Genomic DNA, 25,115 nt, shown 5'->3' on the forward strand with positions numbered 1-25,115 from the left:
CGGGGCCGACCGGGGCGGCCGCGGCGGCGCCCGACGAGGCGGCCGCGCTGGGCGCGGCGCTCGTGGCGGCGGCGGTAGGGCTGGCTCCGGTGGCCGTCTTCTGTGCGGTGCCGCACGCGACGGCGGACAGCAGCAAAGGAAGTGCGGCGGCGGTTATGGCCGTGCGGCGGCGCATGTGAAAGTCCTCAGGAATATGACAGCGGGTTCGGGTCACACTACCCGAACCCGCCGTCTGCCCGTCGTAAGGAGATCACATTCCGGCGATCAGCTTGTCGACCCGTTCGTCAACACTTCGGAATGGGTCCTTGCAGAGAACGGTCCGCTGAGCCTGGTCGTTGAGCTTCAGGTGGACCCAGTCGACGGTGAAGTCGCGCCGCTTCTCCTGGGCCTTGCGGATGAACTCGCCGCGCAGCCGCGCCCGCGTGGTCTGCGGCGGGACCGACTTCGCCTCGAAGATCTTGATGTCGGACGCGACCCGCTCGACCGACCCCCGCTTCTGCAGCAGGTAGAACAGCCCGCGCTTGCGGTGCACGTCGTGGTAGGCCAGATCGAGCTGGGCCACCCGCGGCGAGGAGAGCGGGAGGTCGTACTTCTTTCTGTAACGTTCAATCAGCTGGTATTTGGTGACCCAGTCGATCTCCCGCGAGACCAGGTCGAGGTCGCCGGTCTCCACGGCGCGCAGGGTGCGCTCCCAGAGTTCGAGGACCCGCTTGCTGGTCTCGTCGCCGCCGCGGCGGTCGACGAAATCCTTCGCCTTGCCGAGGTATTCCTGCTGGATCTCCAGCGAGGAGGCCTCGCGGCCGTTGGCCAGCCGCACCCGGCGGCGGCCGGTCATGTCGTGGGAGACCTCGCGGATCGCCCTGATCGGGTTCTCCAGCGACAGGTCGCGCATCACCACGCCCGCCTCGATCATGCGCAGCACCAGGTCGGTGGCGCCGACCTTGAGCAGCATGGTCGTCTCGCTCATGTTGGAGTCGCCCACGATGACGTGGAGCCGGCGGAAGCGCTCGGCGTCGGCATGGGGTTCGTCTCGGGTGTTGATGATGGGACGGCTGCGCGTCGTCGCCGACGACACCCCTTCCCAGATGTGCTCGGCCCGCTGGGAGACGCAGTAGACGGCGCCGCGCGGGGTCTGCAGCACCTTGCCGGCCCCGCAGATGATCTGCCGGGTGACCAGGTAGGGGATCAGGACGTCGGCCAGGCGGCCGAACTCGCCGTGACGGCCGACGAGGTAGTTCTCGTGGCAGCCGTAGGAGTTGCCCGCGGAGTCGGTGTTGTTCTTGAAGAGGTAGATGTCCCCGGCGATGCCCTCTTCGCGGAGGCGCTTCTCGGCGTCGACGAGAAGACCTTCGAGAATGCGTTCGCCCGCCTTGTCATGGGTGACCAGCTCCACGACGTTGTCACACTCGGGGGTGGCGTATTCAGGATGGCTGCCGACGTCGAGGTAGAGACGTGCGCCGTTGCGGAGGAAGACGTTGCTCGATCGGCCCCAGGACACCACTCGCCGGAACAGGTAGCGGGCCACCTCGTCGGGAGACAGCCTGCGCTGGCCCCGGAACGTGCAGGTGACGCCGTACTCGTTCTCCAGCCCGAAGATGCGACGATCCATCACCTCACCCTATTCCCAGATCCGTCGTGTGCGGTAGGAAACTCATGGTCGTCTACATTCCCCGCGAACCTCAGTAATAGATCTCGACGACCTTCACGATCTGGCCACTCTTCACAGTGATCAGCGCGGTGGGCTCACCCTGCCCCGCCAGTTCGAGCAGCCGCTCGCGCGGGCACTTCTCGGTGCCGAGGGCGGCGGAGTTGATCGTCTGGTCGTTCCCCTTGCAGCCGACCGCGCTGAGGAACACCACGTCGGGGGCGATCGGGGCGGCGTAGGTCATGCCGCCCTCGGGCCCGACGAAGTCGCCGCCCGCGTAGCGGACCGGCACGTAACGGGCCTCGTCGCCGTCGAGGGAGACGATCCGGCCGCGCAGCACGCCCTCGGCGCTCGGGGACATCTGGTTGAAGTCGTGCCCCTCGTCGTACTGGAACTTGGCCGACTTGATCTTCGGGGTGCGGGCCGAGATCGGGTCCTCCTTGTCGACGTCGGCGCTCACCTGGGGCGTCTGGGTCGGCGCGGCGCTCTCTGTGGGCGCGGCCACCGTCTCCGTCGGCTGCGGCGCGGAGGCCGTGACCGTCGCGGTGACGGTCGCGGTGACCGCGGGAGCGGGGGCCGCCGTCTCGGCGGGCGAGGAACAGGCGGCAAGCGGGAGGACGGCCAGGGCCAGCAGGGCCCGCCGGAATGTGATCGTCATAGCGGGACGAGCCTAGCGAAACCCGTGTTAAGTCCGTGCAAGTTGAGCTGTATGGGGGAATCCGAAAAACCGCTCAAAAGCCGCGCGCCGTTCGTGGAAAGAGCCGATTCTCCGTTACGGCTCCGCCCGGCCGGCCACCCGACCACGTCGGGCCACCCTCCTGATTCGGCGCCGGCGGCGGATGCCGTCAGGAGACAGCCGGCGTGCAGAGCCGGCGCACAGCGGTGATGGCGTCATGGGACACCTGGTTTCCAAGGCATCAGGGGATCTCTGCATCCCCGCGCTCGGCGTGGTCGTGCCGCGCTTCGGCGAGAAGTCGGCGCAGCCGCCGGACCTCGGCTATCAGCCGGGGCACGTGCTGCCTGGCTTCGGCGATGAACAGGGCGTTCTCGTCCCAGCGTCCGTCGGCGACGTCGGCATAGCGGGGCTGCTGGACGAGGGTGGCGGCCACGATCTCGTGGTGGTCGAAGTGGGGCCGGCGTTCGCCGCGCCCGGTGGCGGGGGTGGTGCCGACGGCGACCAGGCACATGGCGTACTCGTCGTCGAGGTCGCGGACGTACCAGGGCCCGGGAGTCGTGGCGTCGACCAGCTCCTCGATCGCGGCGAGTTCCTCGTCGGTCATCGGTCCGGCCGCCTCCATCGGGCGAGCTCCTCGTCTATACGTCAGACCATGCAGGGGCCGCCCGCCGATGTCGGCGGGCGGCCCCATATGGCGTCTGTTCGGTTAGAGCGGCGGCTCGGAGCCCGTGTCGATGTCGCCCTCGGGGGCCGTGGGCGGGGGTTTGGGGCCGCCTTCGGGGGCCGTGGGGGCGGCCGGGGTCTCGGGGGTGGCGGGCTTGGCGGGCGTGAGGAGGCGCTCCAGGCGGGGGCCGCTGAGGCGCAGGAACTTGCGGTGTTCGCGGTTGCGGTCGAGGACGGCGACCTCGAGCTGGGCGGCCGAAGGGCGTTCGCCGCCCGGTTCGGTCAGCGCGCTCAGGGCGGCGTCGAGGGCCTCGGCCAGGGGCGCGCCCGGACGGTAGCGCTCCTTCAGGCGGGTCGCGACGGTGTCGGACTGGCCGCCGATGACGGCCATGCCCTGCTCGTCGAAGACCGAGCCGTCGAAGGTGAGGCGGTAGATCTGATCGTGCTCTGCCACCTCGCCGACCTCGGCGACGACGATCTCGACCTCGAGGGCCTTGATCGAGTCGGTGAAGATCATGCCGAGCTGGCTGGCGTAGACGTTGGCCAGCGCGCGGGCGGTGACGTCGTTGCGGTTGTAGTTGTAGCCGTTGACGTCGGCGTAGCGGATGCCGGCCTGGCGGAGGGTCTCGAACTCGTTGTAGCGGCCGACGGCGGCGAAGCCGATGCGGTCGTAGATCTCGCTGATCTTGTGCAGCGCCTTGGACGGGTTCGGGGCCACCAGCAGGATGCCGTCGGCGTACTGGACCACGACCACGCTTCGGCCTCGGGCGATGCCCTTCCGCGCGTATTCCGCGCGGTCGCGCATGATCTGCTCGGGCGACGCGTAAGGGAACGGCATGGACACCTGTGGGGTTCCTTTCTAGCGCAGCGGCGCGGTCGGCCCGTCGGGATCGATCATCCGGCCCGAGAGTATGGTCTCGACCGCGGCGGAGACCTCCTCTTCGGGCAGGCGGCGGTAGCCGTCGGCGGTGATGACCGCCACGACCGGCCAGATCCTGCGGGTCACGTCGGGACCGCCCGTCGCGGAGTCGTCGTCGGCCGCGTCGTAGAGCGCCTGCAGCACCGTGAGGACGACCTCGTCGGGTGCGGCGTTCTCGCGGTAGAGCTTCTTCAGCGAGCCGCGGGCGAAGATCGAACCGGAGCCGATCGAGTGGTAGAGGTGGTGCTCGTAGGGGCCGCCGCCGACGTCGTATCCGAAGATGCGGCCGCCGTCGATCTTCTCGTCGTAGGCCGCGAAGATCGGGACCACGACGAGGCCCTGCATGGCGGCGCCGAGGTTCTGCCGGACGAAGGTGGCCAGCCGGTTGGCCTTGCCCTCGGTCGACAGCGAGCGGCCCTCGAGCTTCTCGTAGTGCTCGAGCTCGACCTGGTAGAGGCGGGCCATCTCGATGCCGGTCGAGGCGGTGCCGGCGATGCCCATGCAGGAGTATTCGTCGGTCCGGAAGACCTTCTCCATGTCCCGGTTGGAGATCATGTTGCCCGAGGTGGCGCGCCGGTCGCCGGCCATCACCACGCCGCCGGCGCACGTGACCGCCACGATCGTGGTCGCATGGGGGATCTGCTCACCGACGGGGGCGGGCAGCGCGTCGCGGTTGCCCGGGAGCATCTCCGGGGCGTAGCCACGCAGGAACTCGGTGAAGGACGAGGAACCCGTATTGGTGAAGAGGTTGTTCATCCAGGCCTGCTGAGATGCCACGCGACTCCCTCCTAGGTCGTGTTGTTTACGCCGACCCTACTCATGTGACAGCGCTGGTTGCACTCTTCCCGATCAGCTCACCGCGAACCGGGTTCATGATCGGAAATTTTCGCCGCAAACGACTCGTCGCGGCCGGCGGAGGGTTCCGCGACCGCGACGAGGGACGTGGGCGAGGTGGGCGTTGGCCCCTTTACTCGCCACCCTTCTGCACGTAGGACCGGACGAACTCCTCGGCGTTCTCCTCGAGGACCTCGTCGATCTCATCGAGGATCGAGTCGACGTCGTCGCTGAGCTTCTCGTGGCGCTCCTGGACGTCGCTTCCCGACTGCTCCTCGACCTGCTCGGTCTCGGTCTCCTGCCGGCCCGTCTGCTTCTGACCGCCGCTGTCCCTGCTGGCCATCGGTGATACCTCCACTCGGGGGACGTGTCTGTTTCATATCTTCCCCGAACCGACCGACAACTCGCCTGAATCGCCATGCGATCTTCAAACGGGTTGACCAGATAGTTTCGCTATCCAATAATCGTCGGACAGTGCAACTATCCAATCAGAACGGGGTGCGCTCGAATGTCTCCCTCCACCCTTACCACCGCCGGGATCCTGCTGATCACCGTGCCCGGCGTCGCCTTCGGTGGGGCCAGTCTGCTCGCTCACATACTCGGACGTATACCCGGATATCTGGACAATCCCGTCAGACGGGGATTGTGGCGTGCCGGACACGCCCACGCCGGGGTGCTCGTGCTCTTCTCCCTGGTGGCCCTGATCTACCTCGACCAGGCCGACCTCTCCCCCGGATTCCGGTCTCTGGCGCAGTGGCTCATCGTGGCCGCGCCGATCCTGATGCCGCTGGGGTTCTTCCTGTCGGTCGTACGACCGGGCGACACCCGCCCCAACCGCCTGATCTGGCTCACCGGTCTGGGTGGGGCCTCGCTGGCGGCGGGTACGATCATCTTGGGAATCGGGTTGCTCTAGATCTCCCGGATACGGAGCGAAACCGCCGTCGGGCCACCAGAATATTGAGCGCATGGGGAGCTCGGATTCGGGTCAGACAGGTGGTTGGTTCAGATCGGTAAGCACACGGCGCAGGCTCACCATGGGAGCTCCACGTCGGGCACTCCCGGTCCGCCGGTGAAAAGTCCGCCGGTGAAGCCCGCGCGCACGAAGCAGACGCTGCTGGGGGCCCGCTACCAGCTCACCATCCCGATCCGGCGTGACGGCTCGGGCATCATGTGGCAGGCCCACGACCTGCTGCTGAAGCGCGACGTGGCGATCAAGGAAGTCCAGCCGCCCTACCGCACCGACCGGCCCGACATGGAGCTGGCCCGCCGCAAGGCGCTCAACGAGGCGCGCTCGGCCGCCCGGCTCAGCCACCCGGCCATCATCACGGTCCACGATCTGCTGGAGGAGAACGGCCGCCTCTACATCGTGACCGAATTCCTCGAAGGCCTGACCCTCAAACAGACCATCGAGCACCTGGGCTCGCTGCCGGTCCACTGGTCGGCGTGGATCGGCTACCAGCTCCTGGCCGGCGTGCGGCACGCCCACGACGCCGGGGTCGTCCACGGCGACATCAAGCCGGCCAACGTGCTGCTGACCGGTGACCGGGTCGTGCTGACCGACTTCGGCATCGCCGCCCTCGAACACGAGGCGTCGGCGCCGACGACCGTCCCGGTCACCCGTACGGTCGACTTCATCGCGCCCGAGCGGATGAGCGGCGGCCCGGCCACCCCGGCGGCCGACCTGTGGTCGCTGGGCGCGACGATCTACACCGCCGTCGAGGGGCGGCCGCCCTTCCTCGGCACGGCCATGTCGGTGCTCGGCCTGGCCACCACCCGCGACCCCGATCCGCCCTCGAAAGCCGGCGCGCTGGTGCCCGTGCTCAACGGGCTGCTGCGGCGGCAGGCCCGCGACCGGCTGCCGGGCAACGAGGTGTCGTTGCTGCTGGCGGGCCTGTTACACCGTGAGGGCATCGCGGCGGCGACGCCGGGACGGCGAGCCGACTACCTCCCGCCCGACGCCTTTACGATGTAGATTCCAAGTCGCCCTCGGTGTCCAGGAAGGCCTGCTGGAGGGCGGCCATGATCTCGGGGTCGGGCTCGGCCCACATGCCGCGCCCGGCCGCTTCGAGCAGGCGTTCGGCGATGCCGTGCAGGGCCCAGGGGTTCGACTCGCTGAGGAATTTGCGGTTCTCCTCGTCGAGGACGTAGGTGGCGGCGATCTTGTCGTACATCCAGTCGGCGACCACGCCGGTGGTGGCGTCGTAGCCGAACAGGTAGTCGACGGTGGCGGCCAGTTCGAAGGCGCCCTTGTAGCCGTGCCGGCGCATGGCGGCCAGCCAGCGGGGGTTGACCACCCGGGCGCGGAAGATGCGGCTGGTCTCCTCGCTGAGGCTGCGGGTGCGGACCGCGTCGGGCCTGGTCGAGTCGCCGATGTAGGCCTTCGGGTCGCGTCCGGTGAGGGCGCGGACGGTGGCGATCATGCCGCCGTGGTACTGGAAGTAGTCGTCGGAGTCGGCGATGTCGTGCTCGCGGGTGTCGACGTTCTTGGCCGCGATGTTGATCCTCTTGTACGCCGCCTCCATCGCCTCCCGCGCCGGCACCCCGTCGATCCCCCGGCCGTAGGCGAAGCCGCCCCACACGGCGTAGACCTCGGCGAGGTCGCGGTCGTCGCGCCAGGTGCGGCTGTCGATCAACGGCAGCAGACCCGCGCCGTACGCGCCGGGGGCCGAGCCGAAGACGCGCAGCGTCGACCCGTCGGCCCTGACGTGGTCGCGGACGTAGTTGTCCTCCTCGTCCAGCTCGGCCACCAGCTTGACCGCGTCGTCCATCAGCGCCACCACGTGGGGGAAGGCGTCGCGGAAGAAGCCGCTGATGCGGACCGTGACGTCCACCCGGGGGCGGCCCAGTTCGGCGGCCGGGACGACCTCCAGGCCGGTGACGCGGCGGGAGGCGTCGTCCCAGACGGGGCGGACGCCCAGCAGGGCGAGGACCTCGGCGACGTCGTCGCCCGAGGTGCGCATGGCGCTGGTGCCCCAGATCGACAGGCCGACCGAGCGGGGCCACTCCCCCGTGTCGGTCCGGTAGCGCTCGACGAGCGACTCGGCCATGGCCTGGCCGGTCTCCCAGGCCAGGCGGCTGGGCACCGCCTTGGGGTCGACGGAGTAGAAGTTGCGGCCGGTCGGCAGGACGTTGACCAGCCCGCGCAGCGGCGAACCGCTGGGGCCGGCGGGGACGTAGCCGCCCTCCAGGGCGTGCAGGACGTTGGCGATCTCGTCGGCGGTGCCGTTCAGGCGGGGCACGACCTCGGTGGCGGCGAACCTCAGGATGTCCCCCACCTGGCCGTCGCCGGCCAGGCGCGCGGCGTGGCCGGGGTCCCAGCCCGCCGCCTCCATGGCGACCACCAGTTCGCGCGCTTTGGCCTCGGCCTCGTCCACCTCGACGCGGCCGTCGCCGTTCTCGGTCAGGCCCAGGGCCTCGCGCAGGCCCGGGAGGGCCTGGTCGCCGGCCCACATCTGGCGGGCGCGCAGGATCGCCAGCACCAGGTCGACGCGCGCCTCCCCCTCGGGGACCTGGCCAAGGACGTGCAGGCCGTCGCGGATCTGGACGTCCTTGACCTCGCACAGCCAGCCGTCGACGTGCAGCAGGAAGTCGTCGAACTCGGCGTCGTGGGGGCGGTCGTCGAGGCCGAGGTCGTGGTCGAGGCGGGCGGCCTGGATCAGCGTCCAGATCTGGGCGCGGATCGCGGGGAGCTTGGCGGGGTCCATGGCCGCGATGGAGGCGTGCTCGTCGAGGAGCTGCTCCAGGCGGGCCATGTCGCCGTAGGTGTCGGCGCGGGCCATCGGCGGCACCAGGTGGTCGACCAGGGTGGCGTGGGCCCGGCGTTTGGCCTGGGTGCCCTCGCCCGGGTCGTTCACGAGGAAGGGGTAGATCAGCGGGAGGTCGCCGAGGGCGGCGTCGGGGCCGCAGGCGGCCGACAGGCCGGCCGACTTGCCGGGAAGCCATTCGAGGTTGCCGTGCTTGCCGACGTGCACGACGGCGTCGTACCGGGACGACAGCCAGTGGTAGGCGGCCAGGAAGTGGTGGCTCGGCGGCAGGTCGGGGTCGTGGTAGATGGCGATGGGGTTCTCGCCGAAGCCGCGCGGCGGCTGGACCATGACGACGAGGTTGCCGTCCTGGAGGGCGGCCAGGACGATGTCGTCGCCGTCGACGAACAGCTCGCCCGGCGGCGGCCCCCAGTGGCGTTCCATCGCCTCGCGGAGGTCGGCCGGGAGGGTGTCGAAGTGGGCCCGGTAGTCGTCCTTGTGGATGCGGACCGGGTTGCCGGCGAGCTGCTCGTCGGTGAGCCAGTCGGGGTCCTGGCCGCCGGCGGCGATCAGGGCGTGGATGAGCGCGTCGCCGTCCTGGGCGGCCACGCCCGGGAAGTCGCCGATCGCGTAACCGGCCTCGCCCATGGCCTTCAGCAGCCGGACGACGCTCCGGGGGGTGTCGAGGCCGACGGCGTTGCCGATGCGGGAGTGCTTGGTCGGGTAGGCCGACAGCATGATCGCCACGCGGCGCTCGCCGACGGGGATGTGCCGCAGTCGGGCGTGCCGGACCGCGACCCCGGCCACGCGGGCGGCGCGCTCGGGGTCGGCGGCGTAGACGGTGAGCCCGTCGGGGTCGATCTCCTTGAACGAGAACGGGACCGTGATGATGCGCCCGTCGAACTCGGGGATGGCGATCTGGGAGGCGGCGTCGAGCGGCGACAGGCCGTCGTCGGCGGCCTCCCAGGTGGCCCGGTCGGTGGTCAGGCAGAGGCCCTGGAGGATCGGGATGTCGAGGTCGGCGAGCGCGCCGACGTCCCAGGCCTCGTCCTCGCCGCCCGCCTGCGCGGTGGCGGGCCGGGTGCCGCCGGCGGCCAGGACGGTGACGATCAGGGCGTCGCACTGCCGCAGGGTGTCGATCAGGCCCGGCTCGGCGGTGCGCAGGGAGGCGCAGTAGACGGGAAGCGGGCGGCCGCCTTTGGCCACGATGGCTTCGGACAAAGTCTGGATGAAAGCGGTGTTGCCGGCGACGTGGTGGGCGCGGTAGTAGAGGATCCCCACGACGGGCCCCTCACCCTCGACGGCCTCGCCGAGGCCCCAGGAGGGCAGCGCCGCCGGCGCGGCGAAGCCGTGGCCCGTCAGCAGCAGGGTGTCGCTCAGGAAGTTGTGGAGTTCGGCCAGGTTGGCGGGGCCGCCGTGGGCCAGGTAGGCGTGCGCCTCCGCGCACACGCCGCTGGGCACGGTCGACAGTTCCATCAGCTCCGCGTCGGGGGCCTGCTCGCCGCCCAGCACCACGACCGGCTTCCCGCTGGCCAGCAGGGTGTCGAGGCCCTCTTCGTAGGCCCGCCGGCCGCCGAGCAGGCGGACCACGACCACGTCGGCGTCGTCGAGTAACGCGGCCGGGTCGGGGGTCCGGGAGGGGTTCGCCAGGCGGTAGGGGGCGCCGCTCGCGCGGGCGCTCAGGAGGTCGGTGTCCGATGTGGACAGCAAAACGATCATGGCGAAGCCCTCCCTCGGGGTCCGCGCCCCGGGTCGTGTGTCCAGGTGACGGCCGAGTCTCCTGGCTCCCGGATCAGGGCTCACCCCGGCCTTCCCTGTGACAGTGGCCGTTGGTGGGGTTCGCTCCCCGGTGACAGTGGCGGGACCGCGCCGGATTCACACCGGCTTCCTCGTTTGTGCCGTCGCCCGATGAGACTACGGGACTCCCCCGGCTTGCAAGACCCACGGTGGGCTTTACCATCCTCGACGTGGCCATTACCGGACATTCCTCGCGCGACGCCTGCCCCGGCGCGCTGCAGGTCCACCCCGCCGCCGACGGGCCGCTGGCCCGCGTCCGGCTGCCCGGGGGCGACCTGACTGGGGCGCAGCTCGGCGTGCTCGCGGCCTCCGGCGGAGGCGTGCTGGAGCTGACGTCTCGGGCGAACGTCCAGGTCAGAGGGGTCAAGGATCCGGCGGGATTCGCTGAGGCGGTCGCGGCGGCGGGGCTGCTGCCCTCGCCGTCGCACGAGCGGGTGCGCAACATCGTCGCCTCGCCGCTGAACGGCTCGGCCGCGTTCCGGGGGGTGGTCCGGGACCTCGACGCGGCGATCTGCGCCGTGCCCGAACTGGCCGATCTGTCCGGTCGGTTCCTGTTCGCAGTCGACGACGGCTCGGGGGATGTGGCGGGTCTCGGCGCCGACGTGGTGCTGATGTCCCGCGGTGAGCACTTCGCCGTAATCGCGGGAACCACCGACCTTCGGTTACGGCTACCGCCCGCTCAGGCGGTCCACGAGGCGGTCCACGTCGCGCAGAACTTCCTGCGGGTCTCCGACGGCGCCTGGCGCATCCCCGAGGGCGCCTTCCCCGGTGTTCCCGCAGACCTGCCCGCGCCCCGGACCGGCGGTTACGTCGGCGACTTCGGCGACACGACCGGAGTCTTGGCCCCCCTGGGCCGTCTGACCGCGACACAGGCGACGGTCCTGGCAGAGGCGGAGTGGCTGCGGATCACTCCGTGGCGCACCGTCCTGGTCCCGAAGGGCACCCGCCTGCCCGACGGGCTGATCACCGACCCCGAGAGCCCCTGGCTCCACGTCACCGCCTGCACCGGCTCCCCCGGCTGCGCGAAGTCGCTGAGCGACGTCCAGAAGGACGCGGAGCCCATCGGCGTACCCGTCCACTGGTCGGGCTGCGGGCGGAAGTGCGGCCGTCCCCGGGGCGAGGTCGTGGACCTGATCGCCACCACGTCCGGCTACCAGCGGAGTGCATCGTGACCTACATCAAGGACGGCGCGGAGATCTACCGCCAGTCGTTCGCCACCATCCGCGCCGAGGCCGACCTGTCGGCCCTCCCGCCCGACGTGGCGCGGGTCGCGGTCCGCATGATCCACGCCTGCGGCATGACCGATCTGCCGGGCGACATGGCCTGGTCGGACGGGGTCGTCGCGGCGGCCAGGAAGGCGCTGGACGCGGGCGCGCCCATCCTCTGCGACGCCAACATGGTCGCGGCGGGGGTGACGCGGAAGCGGTTGCCGTACGAGAACGAGGTTGTCTGCACCCTCGCGGACCCGCGCGTCCCTGCGCTGGCGGCCGAGCTCGGGACCACCCGCAGCGCGGCGGCGCTGGAGCTGTGGCGCGAGCGGATGGGCGGCGCGGTGGTCGCGGTCGGGAACGCGCCGACGGCGCTGTTCCGGCTGCTGGAGATGGTCGCCGAGGGCGCGCCGCGACCGGCGGCGGTGATCGGGATCCCCGTGGGCTTCATCGGCGCGGCCGAGTCGAAGGACGCGCTGGCCGCGTCCGACCTGGAGTTTCTGGTGGTACGCGGCCGCCGTGGCGGCAGCGCGATGACGGCGGCGGCCCTGAACGCCATCGCCAGTGACGAGGAATGATGACCGGAACGCTCTATGGCGTGGGCCTCGGCCCCGGCGACCCCGAACTGGTGACCGTGAAGGCGGCCCGGCTGCTCGGCGAGGCGGGGGTGATCGCCTACCACAGCGCCCGGCACGGCCGCAGCATCGCCCGCTCGGTCGCCGCCCCCCACCTGCGCGAGGGCCAGATCGAGGAGGCGCTCGTCTACCCGGTCACGACGGAGACGACCGACCACCCGGGCGGCTACCAGGGCGCCCTCGACGAGTTCTACGCCTCCTGCGCCGCCCGCCTGGCCGCCCACCTCGACGCGGGCCGCGACGTGGTGGTGCTGTGCGAGGGCGACCCGCTCTTCTACGGCTCCTACATGCACCTGCACAAGCGCCTGGCGGGAAGCTACCCGACCGAGGTGGTCCCGGGCGTGACCTCGATCAGCGGCGCGGCGGCGGCACTGGGCCGCCCTCTGGTCGAGCGCGACGAGACGCTGACCGTGCTGCCCGGCACCCTCCCGGCCGAGGAACTGGCCGCCCGCGTCGGCGACGGCCCGGTCGCGATCATGAAGCTGGGCCGGACGTTCACCAAGGTCCGCGCCGCCCTGGAGGAGGCGGGCCGCCTCGACGACGCCTGGTACGTCGAACGCGCCACCACCGCCGCCCAGCGCCTCGCGCCGCTGCGCGACGTCGACCCGGAGTCGGTGCCCTACTTCTCGCTGGCGCTGCTGCCCTCCCCCGTCGGCGCCCCGCTCCCGCTGCCCGAGCGCCCCCGCCACGAGGGCCCCGGCGAGGTGGCCGTGGTCGGCCTCGGCCCCGCCGGACGCCCCTGGCTGACCCCCGAGGCCCAGGACGCCCTGGCCACCGCCGACGAACTCGTCGGCTACGGCCCCTACCTCGACCGCGTCCCGCCGAACCCGCGCCAGAAGCGGCACGCCACCGACAACCGGGTCGAGGCCGAACGGGCCGAGCACGCCCTCTCGCTGGCCCTGGCCGGATCGCGGGTCGCGGTGGTGTCGTCGGGCGACCCGGGCGTGTTCGCGATGGCCTCGGCCGTGCTCGAGGCGGCCACCCAGGAGCGGTTCGCGGGCGTGCCGGTCAGGGTCGTGCCGGGGCTGACGGCCGCGCACGCGGTGGCCGCCCGGGTCGGCGCGCCGCTCGGCCACGACTATTGTGTGGTGTCGTTGTCCGACCAGCTCAAGCCGTGGGACGTGGTAGCCCGGCGGATCTCCGCCGCGGCCGCCGCCGACCTGGTCCTCGCGATCTACAACCCGGCGTCCAAGACCCGGACGTGGCAGGTCGGGGTGGCCAGGGACCTGCTGCTCGAACACCGCCCGGCGCACACGCCCGTCGTCGTCGGGCGGGCGGTGGGCACCCCTCAGGAGACGATCGTGGTGACGACCCTCGGCGACCTCGACCCGGCGGAGGTGGACATGCGCTGCCTGCTGATCATCGGTTCCTCGACCACCCGCGTGGCCGGCGGCGTGGTGTTCACGCCCCGCCGCTACCCGGCATGAAACGCGTCTTCATCCTCGGGGGCACGGCCGAGGCCCGCGAACTGGCGGCCCGGCTGCATCCCGAGAACGTCGTGGTGACCTCGCTGGCGGGCCGGGTCAAGGCGCCCCGGCTGCCCGTGGGGGCGGTCGTGATCGGGGGGTTCGGCGGGTCGCTCGGACTGGCCCGCTGGCTCTGGGAGCACCCCGTCGACGTGGTCGTCGACGCGACCCATCCGTTCGCCGCGAAGATGTCCGAGGCGGCGGCCGAGGCGGCGGGGATGACGGGGATCCCGCTGCTCGGGCTGCGGCGGCCGGGCTGGACGCAGGAGCCCGGTGACGACTGGCGGTGGGTCTCCTCGCTGGAGGAGGCGGCCCGGTCGCTGCCGGGGACGCGGGTGTTCCTGACCACCGGGCGCCGGAGCCTGCCCGTCTTCGACGGCATCCCCGGGGTGTGGTTCCTGGCGCGGTCGGTCGATCCGCCGGACGACCCGGTGTCGATGGAGGTCATCCTGTCGCGGGGGCCGTACACCCTCGAAGGCGAGCTGGCCCTCATGCGGGAGCACCGCATCGACACCCTGGTGACCAAAGACAGCGGCGGCGAACTGACCCGCGCGAAGCTGGTGGCCGCGCGCGAGCTGGGCGTGCCGGTCGTGATGGTCAAGCGTCCGCCGGTCCCGGCCGAGGTCCCCTACGTCGAGACGGTGGCCGAGGCGGTCGCCTGGGTGCACGCCGCCGAATAGGGGGACCGCGCCGCTCTCAGCGGGCGCGGGCCACCGAGTAGAGGTGGCTGTCGGGGAACTGCGCCGCGGTCAGGACCCGGCCGACGATGATGACCGCCGTCCGCTTGACGCCCGCCGCCCGCACCAGTTCCGAGATATCGCCCAGCGTCCCTCTGATGATGACCTCGTCGTCGCGGGAGGCGTAGGCGACCACGGCCACCGGGCAGTCCCGCCCATAGGCGCCGGCGAGTTCGGCGGTCACCGGCTCGATGCGCTGTACGGCCAGGTGCAGCACCATCGTCGCCCGCGACTGGCCGAGCGTCGTGAGGTCCTCCCCCGGCGGCATCGGGGTGGCGCGTTCGGAGGTCCGGGTCAGGATGATCGTCTGGGCCACCCCGGGGACCGTGAGCTCGCGTCTGAGCGATGCCGCCGCGGCGGCGAAGGCGGGGACCCCCGGAACGACCTCGTAGGGCACCCCGGCCGCGTCGAGCCGCCGCATCTGCTCGGCCATGGCGCTGAAGACCGAGGGGTCGCCCGAGTGCAGCCGGGCCACGTCGAGGCCCTGCTCGTGGGCGCCGGTCATCTCGGCGAGGATCTGGTCGAGGTCGAGGTTGGCGGTGTCCACGATCCTGGCGCCGGCGGGGCACCGGGCCAGCAGGTCGGCGGGGACGAGCGAGCCGGCGTACAGGCAGACGGGCGAGGTCTCGATCACCCGCTGCCCGCGCACGGTGATGAGGTCGGCCGCGCCGGGGCCGGCGCCGACGAAGCGGATCACGTGAGGTCCTTCCTTGCCGACCAGATGGTCACGGGCATGGCGGGACGCCAGCCGGTGAAGCCGCCGACCGGGGCGGCCCGGCTGACGGACAGGCGGGTGAGGTCGCCGCCGTGCGCGCGGTGCCAGGCCGCCAGGACGGCCTCCGACTCCACGGTGACGGCGGTCGCCACCAGGCGTCCGCCCGGCCCGAGGGCCCGCCAGCACGCCTCCGGGACGCCCTCGGTGGTCAGGCCGCCGCCGATGAAGACGGCGTCGGGCGGCTCCAGCCCGGCGAGGGCCTGCGGGGCCGTTCCGGTGACGACCTTCAGGCCCGGTACGCCCAGCCTCGCGGCGTTCCCCGCGATGCGGGCCGCCCTGACCGGGTCGCGTTCGACGGTCACCGCGCGGCAGGAGCGGTCGGCGCGCATCCACTCGACGGCGATGCTGCCCGCGCCGCCGCCGACGTCCCACAGCAGGCCGTTCGGCTGGAGGAAGGCCATGACCACGGCTCTGACCTCGCGCTTGGTCAACTGGCCGTCGTGGTCGTAGGCGTCGTCGGGCAGGCCCGGGACGATCGGCAGCGGGTCGGCCGACCGGCACTCGACCGCCACCACGTTCAGCGGGTCGACGTCGTCGCGCAGGGGGCCGATCCGCTCCCCCGGCCCGCCCAGCTGTTCGAGGACGGTGAGCGAGCTCTGGTCGTACCCGGCGGATTCGAGGGCCCCGGCCACGACGGCAGGAGAGCCGCTCCCCTCGCTGAGCACGATGAAGCGGCGGCCGGGCGCGAACACCGCGGCGAGCGGGCGGCCGACCATGCTGACGACCGTCACCGACTCGACGGGCCAGCCGAGCCGCGCGCACGCCAAAGACACCGACGACGGATGCGGGATCACCCGCACCCCGGGCACTCCCAGGCGGGCGATGGTCGCGCCGATGCCGTGGTGCATGGGGTCGCCGCTGGCCAGCACGCAGACGCGCCGGCCGCTGTCGAGCAGCTCCCGCAGAGCGGGAAGCAGCGGGGCCGGCCACGGCCGCAGCTCCCCCGGCACGTCGGGCAGCAGGGCGAGCTGGCGCTCGGAACCCGCGACGACCTCCGCCTTCGCGACGGCCTCCCGGGCCGGCTCGCCCAGGCCCGCCCAGCCGTCGGCCCCGATGCCGACGACCACCACGTCAGTCACGCCGCACGTTCCCCAGCTCACGAGTGATCTTGATCTCGATGACGACCCGGAGCGGGTTGGCCCTCGGCTCGCGGTAGCGGGCCGAGTAGAGCCGCACCGCCCGCGCGACCGCCTCGGGGTCGTCGTGGACGGTCGCCACGCCCTCCAGGGTCGACCAGCGCGCGCCGTCGACCTGGCAGACCGCCACGCGGCTCCCGCCGTTCCGGACGTTGCGCACCTTCTGCGAGGTCGACGAGGTGATGACCCGGGCGACGTCGCCGTCGAGGGTCACCCCGACGGGCACCACGTGGGGCGTGCCGTCGGCCCGCAGGGTCGTGAGCGTGCACAGGTGCCGCTCGGTCCAGAACTCCTCGAAGCTCATCTGCACTCCTTGACGAAACGCGTCGCTGCCTCCGGCGTCCCCGCCCAGTGAAGGTGCAGGTAGGACGCCAGGATCCGCCCGGCAGCGTACCCGTCGGCGCCGCCGCGCCAGCGATAGACCCGCTCACCGGGGAGATCGGTGACGGTCCGGTGGAACTCGTGCCCCCTGACCCGCTCACCGATCCGGCCGATGACGGTGTCGCGGGTGACGACGGCGTCGCGGTAGCCGAGGGTGAGCCGGGGCGACATCTCCGACGTGGCGTCGATGCGGCCGACCATGGGGTGACCGTCGAGCTCGCGGGCCAGATAGAGGAGCCCCCCGCACTCGGCCACAATCGGGCCGTCGAAAGCGGCGATCTCCCGCTTGAGCCGCTCGTTGGCGGCCAGCTCGTGGACGTGCATCTCGGGGAAGCCGCCGGGGAGGATCAGGCCGCCGGCGCCCTCGGGGAGTTGTTCGTCGCGGAGGGGGTCGAACGGGACGACCTCGGCGCCGGCCGCTTCGAGGAGTTCGGCCTGTTCGGCGTAGCCGAAGGTGAACGCGGGCCCACCGGCGACGGCGACCCGCCGGCGAGCGGGCTCGGCGGCCTGCCCGGGGCTCCAGGCCTCGCCGGGCAGCGCCGGGGCGGTGTGGGCCAGCCGGACCAGCGCCTTCAGGTCGCAGCTCTCCGCGACCAGGTCGCCCAGGCGGGCCACGGCCTCCAGGGCCTCGCGGCGGCGTTCGGCGACCGGGATCAGGCCGAGGTGGCGTGAGGGGGTCTCGATGCCCGGGGTGCGGCGGACGACGCCGAGGACCGGCACGCCGCTGTGATCGAGCGCGGCCCGGCACACCTCCTCGTGGCGGTCGGAGCCCACCCGGTTGAGGATGACGCCGCCGATCCGCACCCGTGTGTCGAACCCGGCGAAGCCGTGCACCAGCGCGGCGACCGACTGGCCCTGCCCGGTGGCGTCGACGACCAGGACCACGGGGGCGTCGATCAGCCGGGCCACGTGGGCGGTGGAGGCGTAGCCGTCCGGAAGCCCGTCGAACAGGCCCATGACGCCTTCGACGATCGCGATGTCGGCGTCGCGCGCGCCGTGGAGGAAGAGCGGCGCGACCAGGTCCTCGCTCGTGAGGAACGGGTCGAGGTTGCGGCCGGGCCGTCCGGTCGCCAGTGCGTGGTAGCCCGGGTCGATGTAGTCGGGCCCCGCCTTGTGCGGCGAGACGGTGAGGCCGGCGTTCACCAGGGCGGCCATCAGACCGGTCGCGATCGTCGTCTTGCCCGCTCCCGACGACGGCGCCGCGACGACCAGCCGGGCTACCATTCGATGCCTCTCTGCCCCTTCTGCCCGGCGTCCATCGGGTGCCGGACCTTGGTCATCTCGGTGACGAGGTCGGCGAAGGCGACCAGGTCGGGGTGGGCGTCCCGGCCGGTGATGACGACGTGCTGCGACCCCGGCCGGTTCCGCAGGGTCTCGATGACGTCCTCGACGGGGATCCACCCCCATTTGATCGGGTACGTGAACTCGTCCAGGACCAGCAGCCGGTACGTCTCGGCGGTGAGATCCCGCTTGATCTGCGCCCAGCCCTCACGGGCGTTGGCGGCGTGGTCGTCGTCGGACTTGCGGATCCACGACCAGCCGTCACCCATCTTGTGCCAGGTCACCGGCGGCCCGATCTCGCCCAGCGCCTTCAGCGCCGCCTCCTCGCCCACCTTCCACTTGGCCGACTTGACGAACTGGAAGACCCCGATCGGCCATCCCTGGTTCCAGGCGCGCAGCGCCAGGCCGAAGGCGGCCGTCGACTTCCCCTTGCCGGGCCCGGTGTGCACGACGACCAGCGGCCGGGTCCGGCGCTGGCGGGTGGTGAGGCCGTCGTTCGGGACGTTCTCCGGCTGACCTTGCGGCATCTCACGCGGCTTTCATGACGTGGGCGACATCGGACAGGTCCACGACCGGCGCCGTCAACCGGACCGCCAGCCGGGCGGCCAGCCCGAGGCGGACCGGCCCCGACTCGCAGTCGACGACGACGCAGGCGGTGTCCTTGAGGAGGGCGGCGGCGCGGTCGGCGTCGCCGGAGGTGGCCCGGCCGTCGGTGACGACGACCACGAGCGGCCGCCGCGCCGGGTCGCGGAGCCGTTCCACAGCCAGGACCTCGGCGGCCTTGACCAGCCCGGCGGCGATGGGAGTGCGGCCGCCCGTCTTGAGCAGCCGCATCCGGGCCGCGCCCGCCTCGACCGAGGACGTGGGCGGGAGGACGAGTTCGGCGGAGTCGCCCCGGAAGGTGATCAGGCCGATCTTGTCGCGGCGCTGGTAGGCGTCCAGCAGCAGGCTCAGGACGGCGGTCTTGACCTCGCCCATGCGCTTGCGGGCGCCCATGGAACCGCTGGCGTCCACGACGAACAGGACGAGGTTGCCCTCCCGTCCTTCCCTGACGGCTTCCCGCAGATCAGTTGCCCTGACGGGTCCCTGCCGCCAGCCTCGGTGGGCGGCGGCGCGGAGGGTGGCCATCAGGTGGACCTGGGTGACCTTCGCCTGCGGGGTGCGGGAACCGACGGTGCGGCCCTTGGCCGAACGGCCCCGGGATCGGCGACCGGGGGCGCCGCCGCCCACGCCGGGGACGGAGAAGAGCCTGGCCTTGTAGGGGGCGCCGGCGACCTGGAACGACTCGGCCGCACCCTGTGCTGCCTGGTCAGGTTCGGCGTGGCCTTGATCGGTCTGGCCTGGATCAGGGGGGCCTTGATCGGCCGCGCTCTGGGCATTGTGGTCCGGCCGGGGCCGGTTCTGGTCGTTGGCCTCGCTCTGGTGCCGCTGATCGCCGTCGGTCGGGTCGCCCTGATCGTCTGGGCCGTCCGGCGGGTCCGTGTCGTCAGGGTCGTCCGGGAACTGGTCGAGGAGTTCGTCGAGTTTGTTCTCGTCCAGGCCGGGCGCGTCGAACGGGTCCCGCCGCCGGCGGTGGGGCAGGGCGAGGCGGGCCGCCTCGCGGACGTCCCTCGTGGTGACCCTGTCCCGGCCGGCCCAGGCCGCGTGCGCGACCGCCGCGTGGGCGGTCACCAGGTCGGCGCGCATCCCGTCGACCTCGAACCCCGCGCACACGGTCGCGATCTGCTTGAGGGCGGCGTCGGGCAGGCGTACCGACTCCACCCGCTCCCGGGCCTCGGCGATCCGCGCCGCGAGCTCCCCCTCCCGGGCCGCCCAGTCGGCGGCGAACCCGTCCGGATCGCGCTCGTAGGACATCCGGCGGCGGATCACCTCGGCCCGCTCCCCCGGATCCCGCGACGCCCGGACCTCGACCGTCAGCCCGAACCGGTCGAGCAGCTGCGGTCGCAGCTCGCCTTCCTCGGGGTTCATCGTCCCGGCCAGCAGGAATCGCGCGGCGTGCCGCACCGACACCCCTTCGCGCTCGACGTAGCAGGTCCCGAGCGCGGCTGCGTCGAGCAGCAGGTCGACCAGGTGGTCGTGCAGCAGGTTGACCTCGTCGACGTAGAGCACCCCGCGATGCGCCGCGGCCAGCAGCCCCGGCTCGAAGGCGGCGACCCCGTGCGCGAGGGCCTTCTCCAGGTCGAGCGACCCGGCGAGCCGGTCCTCCGACGCCCCGACGGGCAACTCGACGAGCCGGGCCCTGCGCGTCTCTCTCCCACCGTCGTGGGGGCCGTCCGGGCATTGGCCGTACGGCGCCGCGGGATCACAGGCGAACCGGCACCCCGGCACGACCTCGACAGCCGGGAGCAGCTCGGCCAGCGCCCGCACGATCGTCGACTTCGCCGTGCCCTTCTCCCCGCGGACGAGCACCCCGCCCACCCGTGGCGACACGGCGTTGAGGATGAGCGCCAGTTTGAGGTCGTCCATCCCGACAACCGCGCTGAACGGATAGGTCACTCCCGACTTCCTTTCACTGCAACCGCAGATTCCACCGGCCACCCACCCCGGTGAGCGACGCCCGCCCGAGCGGCGGCACGTCGACCCGCTGATAGTCCGCCCCGGTGGCCACGGACACAGCCGCCCGCACGACGCCCGGATGAGTGACCGCGAACACCGCCCCGCCGTCGAGCCGGTCAAGCCACCCCCGCACCCTGACGAGCAACTGACCGACGGACTCGCCCCCGTGCGGCGCGGCCTCAGGATCACCGACCCACCGGGCCAGCTGGCGGGGATCGACGTCGGCCAGCCGCCGGCCCGTCCAGTTCCCCATGCCGAGATCCCTCAGCTCGGGCACGACCTCGGCCCCTGGAAGCAGATCACACCGGGCCTCGGGCCCTCGCATGAGCCGGATGGCTCCCGTCGGGGAGTCGAACAGGGCGAGATCAGCCGGTTCGTCCGCGACCGGAAAGACCCCGTCCCGCTGGCTCGCGGTAAGGGGATGCGCCATCAACGTCACCCGCACCGCCTTCACGGGCCGCCCCGCGGCCTGACGCGCACCAGGTTCACCACATCGCCTTCCCGAGCGACCCCAACGTGAGCATGCGCGCTGACGGCTCCTTCACGACCTCGGAACGCCTTATGCGATCCGCGCATAGAACCATCCGGATAAACGAACACCGCGCGGCCTTCACGAGGGGCCCGCGCCATTCACCGCGATGTCACGGCCGGCTTCGACCGCGCCCCTCCGAGATCCACGACGCCGAGTGGAGCCGCCGGGAGTTCGTGCCCGCCGGGCAAGACCCGGCGGCCGGTCGCGTGGCCGCCGTCCTCGCCTGAGGTCGAACCCGAGGTCAGACCCGCACCCGCTGCCGCGCCGACAGCAGGGCGAACACCGATCCGAGCACGCCCCAGAGCACGGCCTGCATGCCCAGCGACGACACCCGGAAGTTCCACAGCAGCACCGCCGGGAACTCCGGCGGCACCTCCTGAATCCCCGGCAGCACCGCGTACGCGATCCCGACGATCACCAGGAACGCCGGGACGGCCGCGACCCACCCGAACCGCCGGTGGATCACCGCCCCCGCGCCGAGCGCGAGCAGCCCGATGGCGAGCATCACCAGGTAGAGAACGGTCCGCTGCCCGATGGTGTCGGGGTCGCCGACGGCCGGCGGGTTGCCCGGATACTTCAGGAACGGGACGAGCACGACGGCCAGGAACCCCCCGGCCGCCAGCGTGACGGCCAGCGCCTGCTCGTTCGCGGGCCCGAACCGGCCCTTGACGAAGGCGTAGGCGAGCGCGAACAGCCCGCCGACGACGAGCCCGTAGAGGGTGGTGGCGAGGAACAGCCCGAAGGCCTGCCCGCCCCGGCTGACCAGTTCGTCGGCGTGCGAGTGCCCCGCCCCGGCGGCGGCCTCCTCGATCGCGATGGCCTGGTCGATGAAGGGCTCCCCGACGAGGAACCCGAAGAGCCCCGCGAGCAGCCCGGCGACGGCTCCGGCGCCGAGGCCCCGGAGAAACAAGTCCTTGATCATCAGTGGCAGGGAACGCCGAGCAGATGACGACCGTCGTGCATGAGCTCATGCAGGAAGTCACCGGTCTGGGCGAGCACCCCCGCCGAGTCCATCGTCACCAGATAGGCGACGATCAGCAGGATGGGCACCGCCGCCGACCACGGCAGCAAGGTGCGAACGGGAATGGTTGGGGAGCTGGACATCTGGCTCACGCCACGATCCTCCTCCGGGATTACGCGTCCCTGTCGTAGATCAACGTGGCGGGTGGTGACCTGACTCTCCATCGACGATGGATCACAGTGGCGCGACCGTACCGGACTCTCACCGGTTTCCCTCACGCCGCCACAATTCCCGGCGAACGTACCCCGATATGGCAAAACCCGTCAAGGCGACACGATCCCGGCCCCTTTACAAAGTAGATCAACTCCTCGCCCTGACAGGTACGCAAAAGAGCCCGGGCCAGATGAGCCCGGGCTCTCAGAGGACCTCAGGTCAGGAGTCGCCCGTCAGGGCCGCGACCAGTTCCGCCGCGGTGCGGCAGCGGTCGAGCAGGTCGCCCACGTGCGCCTTGGTTCCCCGCAGCGGCTCCAGGGTCGGCACCCGCTGCAGTGACTCGCGGCCCGGGATGTCGAATATCACCGAATCCCACGACGCCGCGGCCACCGACTCGCTGTACTGCCGCAGGCAACGCCCGCGGAAGTAGGCCCGGGTGTCGGTGGGCGGCGTTTCGATAGCACGCTCCACGTCGTCTTCCGTAACCAGGCGCTGCATCCGGCCGCGTTCGACGAGCCGGTTGTAGAGGCCGCGCTCGGGCCGGATGTCGGCGTACTGCAGGTCGACGAGCTGCAGGCGCGGGTGGGACCACGGCAGCTTGTCGCGGGTGCGGTAGCCCTCGAGGAGTTCGAGCTTGGCCACCCAGTCGAGCTCCCGCGAGAGCTGCATCGGGTCTTCGGCGAGCCGGGTCAGCACCGACTCCCACCGGTTGAGCACGTCTTTAGTCATCTCGTCGGCGTTGGAGCCGTAGCGGTCTTCGACGTACTTGCGGGCCTGCTCCAGATACTCCATCTGCAGCTGGACGGCCGTCATCTTCCGGCCCGACCGCAACGTCACGATGTGCTTGCACGACGGGTCGTGGGAGATGGCGCGCAGCGCGGCGACCGGCGACTCGACCGACAGGTCGACCGTCAGGAAGCCGTCTTCGATCATGGCCAGGACGAGCGAGGTCGTGCCGAGCTTCAGGTAGGTCGAGATCTCCGACATGTTCGCGTCGCCGATGATCACGTGGAGCCGGCGGTACTTCTCCGGGTCGGCGTGCGGCTCGTCGCGGGTGTTGATGATCGGGCGCTTGAGCGTCGTCTCGAGGCCGACCTCGACCTCGAAGAAGTCGGCCCGCTGCGAGATCTGGTAGCCGTCGCCGCGCGAGTCCTGCCCGATGCCGACCTTGCCCGCCCCCGCGAAGACCTGGCGGGAGACGAAGAACGGGGTCAGGTGGCGCACGATGTCGGCGAACGGGGTCGCCCGGCGCATCAGGTAGTTCTCGTGGCAGCCGTAGCTGGCGCCCTTGGAGTCGGTGTTGTTCTTGTAGAGCTGGATCGGCGCGTTGCCCGGCATGCCCGAGGCCCGGACGGCCGCGTCGTGCATGACCCGCTCGCCCGCCTTGTCCCAGATGACCGCGGCCCGGGGGTTGGTGCATTCGGGCGTGGAGTATTCGGGGTGGGCGTGGTCGACGTAGAGCCGGGCGCCGTTGGTGAGGATGACGTTGGCGAGGCCGAGGTCTTCGTCGGTGAGCTGGCTGGAGTCGGCCGCCTCACGGGCGAGGTCGAAACCCCGGGCGTCACGGAGGGGGTTCTCCTCCTCGAAGTCCCACCGGGCGCGGCGGGCGCGCGCGGCCGAGGCCGCCAGGTATGCGTTGACGACCTGCGAGGAGGTCACCATCGCATTCGCACCTGGTTGACCGGGCACGGAAATTCCGTACTCGGTCTCGATGCCCATCACCCGCCGGACTGTCATGCGCACCCCATGGCCTGTCGTTCCGCCGTTTATATCCCGAGCCTAGCCCCTTCACTATGCCCGGCCACCAGACAGTTACGGCACCGATGCCTGGCGTTGTTCCATTGGGCTCCTGCCCATCAGACGGCGCAGCAACCGCTGACCTGGGCGATCAACAAGCCGGTATACAGCATACGACAGAAGAATCGATGCCAGCATCGTGCCCCCGGCGAGCACCCACGGATTTATAGATTCCCGGAATTCCGGGATAAGTACCGCCGAGACGTTCTGATGTACCAGGTAGAGGGGGTAGGTGAGCGCCCCCACGGTCGTCAGCGCCCGCCACCGCACCCAGCGCAGCCACCCGAGGGCGACGGCCGCCATGAGCACGTAGATGACCGTGATCCACACGATGACGGCCGGCGGCGGCGCCGGGAAGTTCTTGATCCCCACGAGGTCGATGCGGCTCTGCATGCGCTCCAGGGCCGCGTACAGGGAGCAGGCGTAGCCGACCAGGACGAACCCCCACCGCGTGACGGTGGAGCCCTCACGGTAGATCAGGTAGAAGGCCATGCCGGCGATGAAGTAGGGCGCCTGCCGGGGCATGACGATCTCGGTGACCAGATCGTTCTGCAGCCACTCGGCGAAGATCGCCGCGGCCAGCCACACCCACATGAACCCCAGGGCCCGCCGCAGGTTCACGCCCATGATCACCACGATGGAGATCAGGAAGTAGAACTTCAGCTCCACCCAGAGCGACCAGAACACTCCCCCGGCCGGGATGACGCCGAACGCCTCCTGCAGCATCGTGAGATTGATCACGTAGCCGACGGTGTCCAGGTTGGGTTTGAAGTATTCGACGCTCGTGTACGTGTAGAGCACGTACAAGGCGATCACGGTGAACCAGTAGGCCGGGAAGAGCCGCGCGAACCGCGACACGGCGAACCTGCGCAGGCTGTGCCCCCAGGCGCTCATCAGGATGACGAACCCGCTGATGAGGAAGAACAGCTCGACCCCGAGGATGCCGAGCGTGGCGAAGTACTTGACCGGCGCGAACAGCACGACCGGCGACTCGTCCCACAGCGACCGCGACGCCGCCATGTAGTGGAACGCCATGACCGCGAACGCGGCCACGAACCGCAGCAGGTCGAGCTCCACCAGCCGAGGCTGCCGCACGGGCGGCGCGAGCCCCGTCGACGGCTCGGCCCCGGGCACCGCGGGCGGCGGCGCACCCCGGCCCC

At 71.3% G+C, this 25,115-nt stretch carries 24 protein-coding genes and 2 riboswitches; of the genes, 6 read left to right on the forward strand and 18 right to left on the reverse strand.

The window, feature by feature from the left end:
- Positions 1-250: 250 nt before the first annotated feature.
- From pafA to FDA94_RS37130, 6 genes are all read right to left on the reverse strand, one after another.
- On the reverse strand, positions 251-1,609 hold the full coding sequence (gene pafA, locus FDA94_RS37105) for a Pup--protein ligase (RefSeq protein ID WP_030452402.1): 1,359 nt from the start codon (positions 1,607-1,609) through the stop codon (positions 251-253).
- A gap of 70 nt (positions 1,610-1,679) precedes the next feature.
- Positions 1,680-2,303, reverse strand: a complete 624-nt coding sequence (locus FDA94_RS37110; protein ID WP_137251707.1) for a hypothetical protein — start codon at positions 2,301-2,303, stop codon at positions 1,680-1,682.
- Between the two features lie 259 nt (positions 2,304-2,562).
- A complete protein-coding gene (locus FDA94_RS37115; protein WP_137251708.1) occupies positions 2,563-2,943 on the reverse strand; it encodes a hypothetical protein in 381 nt (126 codons plus the stop codon).
- 84 nt (positions 2,944-3,027) lie between these two features.
- Complete coding sequence (prcA, locus tag FDA94_RS37120; protein ID WP_137251709.1) at positions 3,028-3,822, reverse strand: proteasome subunit alpha; 795 nt, start codon at positions 3,820-3,822, stop codon at positions 3,028-3,030.
- Positions 3,823-3,843: 21 nt separating this feature from the next.
- Positions 3,844-4,659, reverse strand: coding sequence for a proteasome subunit beta (gene prcB, locus FDA94_RS37125; protein WP_030452399.1), 816 nt, complete (start codon positions 4,657-4,659; stop codon positions 3,844-3,846).
- 211 nt (positions 4,660-4,870) lie between these two features.
- Positions 4,871-5,080 (reverse strand): ubiquitin-like protein Pup, encoded by a 210-nt coding sequence (locus tag FDA94_RS37130; RefSeq protein WP_062340246.1) that lies wholly within the window; start codon positions 5,078-5,080, stop codon positions 4,871-4,873.
- A gap of 165 nt (positions 5,081-5,245) precedes the next feature.
- On the opposite strand from FDA94_RS37130, the gene FDA94_RS37135 reads away from it, so the two are divergent.
- Positions 5,246-5,650, forward strand: coding sequence for a hypothetical protein (locus FDA94_RS37135; protein ID WP_137251710.1), 405 nt, complete (start codon positions 5,246-5,248; stop codon positions 5,648-5,650).
- 171 nt (positions 5,651-5,821) lie between these two features.
- A complete protein-coding gene (locus tag FDA94_RS37140; RefSeq protein WP_246060358.1) occupies positions 5,822-6,709 on the forward strand; it encodes a serine/threonine-protein kinase in 888 nt (295 codons plus the stop codon).
- Here FDA94_RS37140 and cobN read toward each other — a convergent pair.
- Positions 6,699-10,199, reverse strand: coding sequence for a cobaltochelatase subunit CobN (cobN, locus tag FDA94_RS37145; RefSeq protein ID WP_137251711.1), 3,501 nt, complete (start codon positions 10,197-10,199; stop codon positions 6,699-6,701). The two genes, FDA94_RS37140 and cobN, sit on opposite strands and share 11 nt — an antisense overlap.
- A gap of 33 nt (positions 10,200-10,232) precedes the next feature.
- Positions 10,233-10,398, reverse strand: a riboswitch (cobalamin riboswitch).
- Between the two features lie 49 nt (positions 10,399-10,447).
- Between cobN and FDA94_RS37150 the strand changes: the two genes are divergently transcribed.
- From FDA94_RS37150 to FDA94_RS37165, 4 genes are read left to right on the forward strand one after another with little or no spacing between them, the layout of a single operon-like run.
- Positions 10,448-11,449 carry a hypothetical protein gene (locus FDA94_RS37150; RefSeq protein ID WP_212735683.1) on the forward strand — a complete coding sequence of 334 codons (1,002 nt, stop codon included), beginning with the start codon at positions 10,448-10,450 and terminating at the stop codon, positions 11,447-11,449.
- Entirely contained in the window at positions 11,443-12,063 is a 621-nt protein-coding gene (locus FDA94_RS37155) for a precorrin-8X methylmutase (protein ID WP_137251722.1), read from the forward strand. The genes FDA94_RS37150 and FDA94_RS37155 overlap by 7 nt, the downstream gene beginning before the upstream one ends.
- Complete coding sequence (locus tag FDA94_RS37160; RefSeq protein ID WP_137251712.1) at positions 12,063-13,547, forward strand: precorrin-2 C(20)-methyltransferase; 1,485 nt, start codon at positions 12,063-12,065, stop codon at positions 13,545-13,547. The genes FDA94_RS37155 and FDA94_RS37160 overlap by 1 nt, the downstream gene beginning before the upstream one ends.
- Complete coding sequence (locus tag FDA94_RS37165; RefSeq protein ID WP_137251713.1) at positions 13,544-14,266, forward strand: cobalt-precorrin-6A reductase; 723 nt, start codon at positions 13,544-13,546, stop codon at positions 14,264-14,266. The genes FDA94_RS37160 and FDA94_RS37165 overlap by 4 nt, the downstream gene beginning before the upstream one ends.
- Positions 14,267-14,282: 16 nt before the next feature.
- Here the strand turns inward: FDA94_RS37165 and cobM are convergent, their stop codons facing one another.
- The 11 genes from cobM to FDA94_RS37220 form a co-directional block, all read right to left on the reverse strand.
- Positions 14,283-15,020, reverse strand: a complete 738-nt coding sequence (gene cobM, locus FDA94_RS37170; RefSeq protein ID WP_137251714.1) for a precorrin-4 C(11)-methyltransferase — start codon at positions 15,018-15,020, stop codon at positions 14,283-14,285.
- Positions 15,017-16,177, reverse strand: coding sequence for a precorrin-6y C5,15-methyltransferase (decarboxylating) subunit CbiE (cbiE, locus tag FDA94_RS37175; RefSeq protein WP_212735684.1), 1,161 nt, complete (start codon positions 16,175-16,177; stop codon positions 15,017-15,019). The genes cobM and cbiE overlap by 4 nt, the downstream gene beginning before the upstream one ends.
- Positions 16,170-16,538, reverse strand: a complete 369-nt coding sequence (locus FDA94_RS37180; protein WP_137251715.1) for a PPOX class F420-dependent oxidoreductase — start codon at positions 16,536-16,538, stop codon at positions 16,170-16,172. Before FDA94_RS37180 ends, cbiE begins: the two co-directional genes overlap by 8 nt.
- Complete coding sequence (locus FDA94_RS37185; protein ID WP_137251716.1) at positions 16,535-17,839, reverse strand: cobyrinic acid a,c-diamide synthase CobB; 1,305 nt, start codon at positions 17,837-17,839, stop codon at positions 16,535-16,537. The genes FDA94_RS37180 and FDA94_RS37185 overlap by 4 nt, the downstream gene beginning before the upstream one ends.
- A complete protein-coding gene (cobO, locus tag FDA94_RS37190) occupies positions 17,833-18,423 on the reverse strand; it encodes a cob(I)yrinic acid a,c-diamide adenosyltransferase (protein ID WP_137251717.1) in 591 nt (196 codons plus the stop codon). Before cobO ends, FDA94_RS37185 begins: the two co-directional genes overlap by 7 nt.
- 1 nt (position 18,424) lies before the next feature.
- Complete coding sequence (locus FDA94_RS37195; RefSeq protein ID WP_137251725.1) at positions 18,425-20,362, reverse strand: VWA domain-containing protein; 1,938 nt, start codon at positions 20,360-20,362, stop codon at positions 18,425-18,427.
- Between the two features lie 43 nt (positions 20,363-20,405).
- A complete protein-coding gene (locus FDA94_RS37200; protein WP_137251718.1) occupies positions 20,406-20,882 on the reverse strand; it encodes a histidine phosphatase family protein in 477 nt (158 codons plus the stop codon).
- A gap of 343 nt (positions 20,883-21,225) precedes the next feature.
- Entirely contained in the window at positions 21,226-21,906 is a 681-nt protein-coding gene (locus FDA94_RS37205; protein ID WP_137251719.1) for a CbtA family protein, read from the reverse strand.
- Positions 21,906-22,088, reverse strand: coding sequence for a CbtB domain-containing protein (locus FDA94_RS37210; protein ID WP_137251726.1), 183 nt, complete (start codon positions 22,086-22,088; stop codon positions 21,906-21,908). Before FDA94_RS37210 ends, FDA94_RS37205 begins: the two co-directional genes overlap by 1 nt.
- A gap of 14 nt (positions 22,089-22,102) precedes the next feature.
- Positions 22,103-22,245: riboswitch (adenosylcobalamin (AdoCbl) riboswitch) on the reverse strand.
- A 132-nt stretch (positions 22,246-22,377) separates the two neighbouring features.
- The gene (gene dop / locus FDA94_RS37215; protein ID WP_083977237.1) at positions 22,378-23,895 is read right to left on the reverse strand and encodes a depupylase/deamidase Dop; all 1,518 of its coding nucleotides are present in this window, start codon (positions 23,893-23,895) and stop codon (positions 22,378-22,380) included.
- A gap of 75 nt (positions 23,896-23,970) precedes the next feature.
- On the reverse strand, positions 23,971-25,115 hold a 1,145-nt coding region (locus FDA94_RS37220), incomplete at its 5' end, for an acyltransferase family protein (RefSeq protein WP_137251720.1).

The sequence above is a fragment of the Herbidospora galbida genome (assembly GCF_005233835.1).
Classification (GTDB): Bacteria; Actinomycetota; Actinomycetes; order Streptosporangiales; family Streptosporangiaceae; genus Herbidospora; species Herbidospora galbida.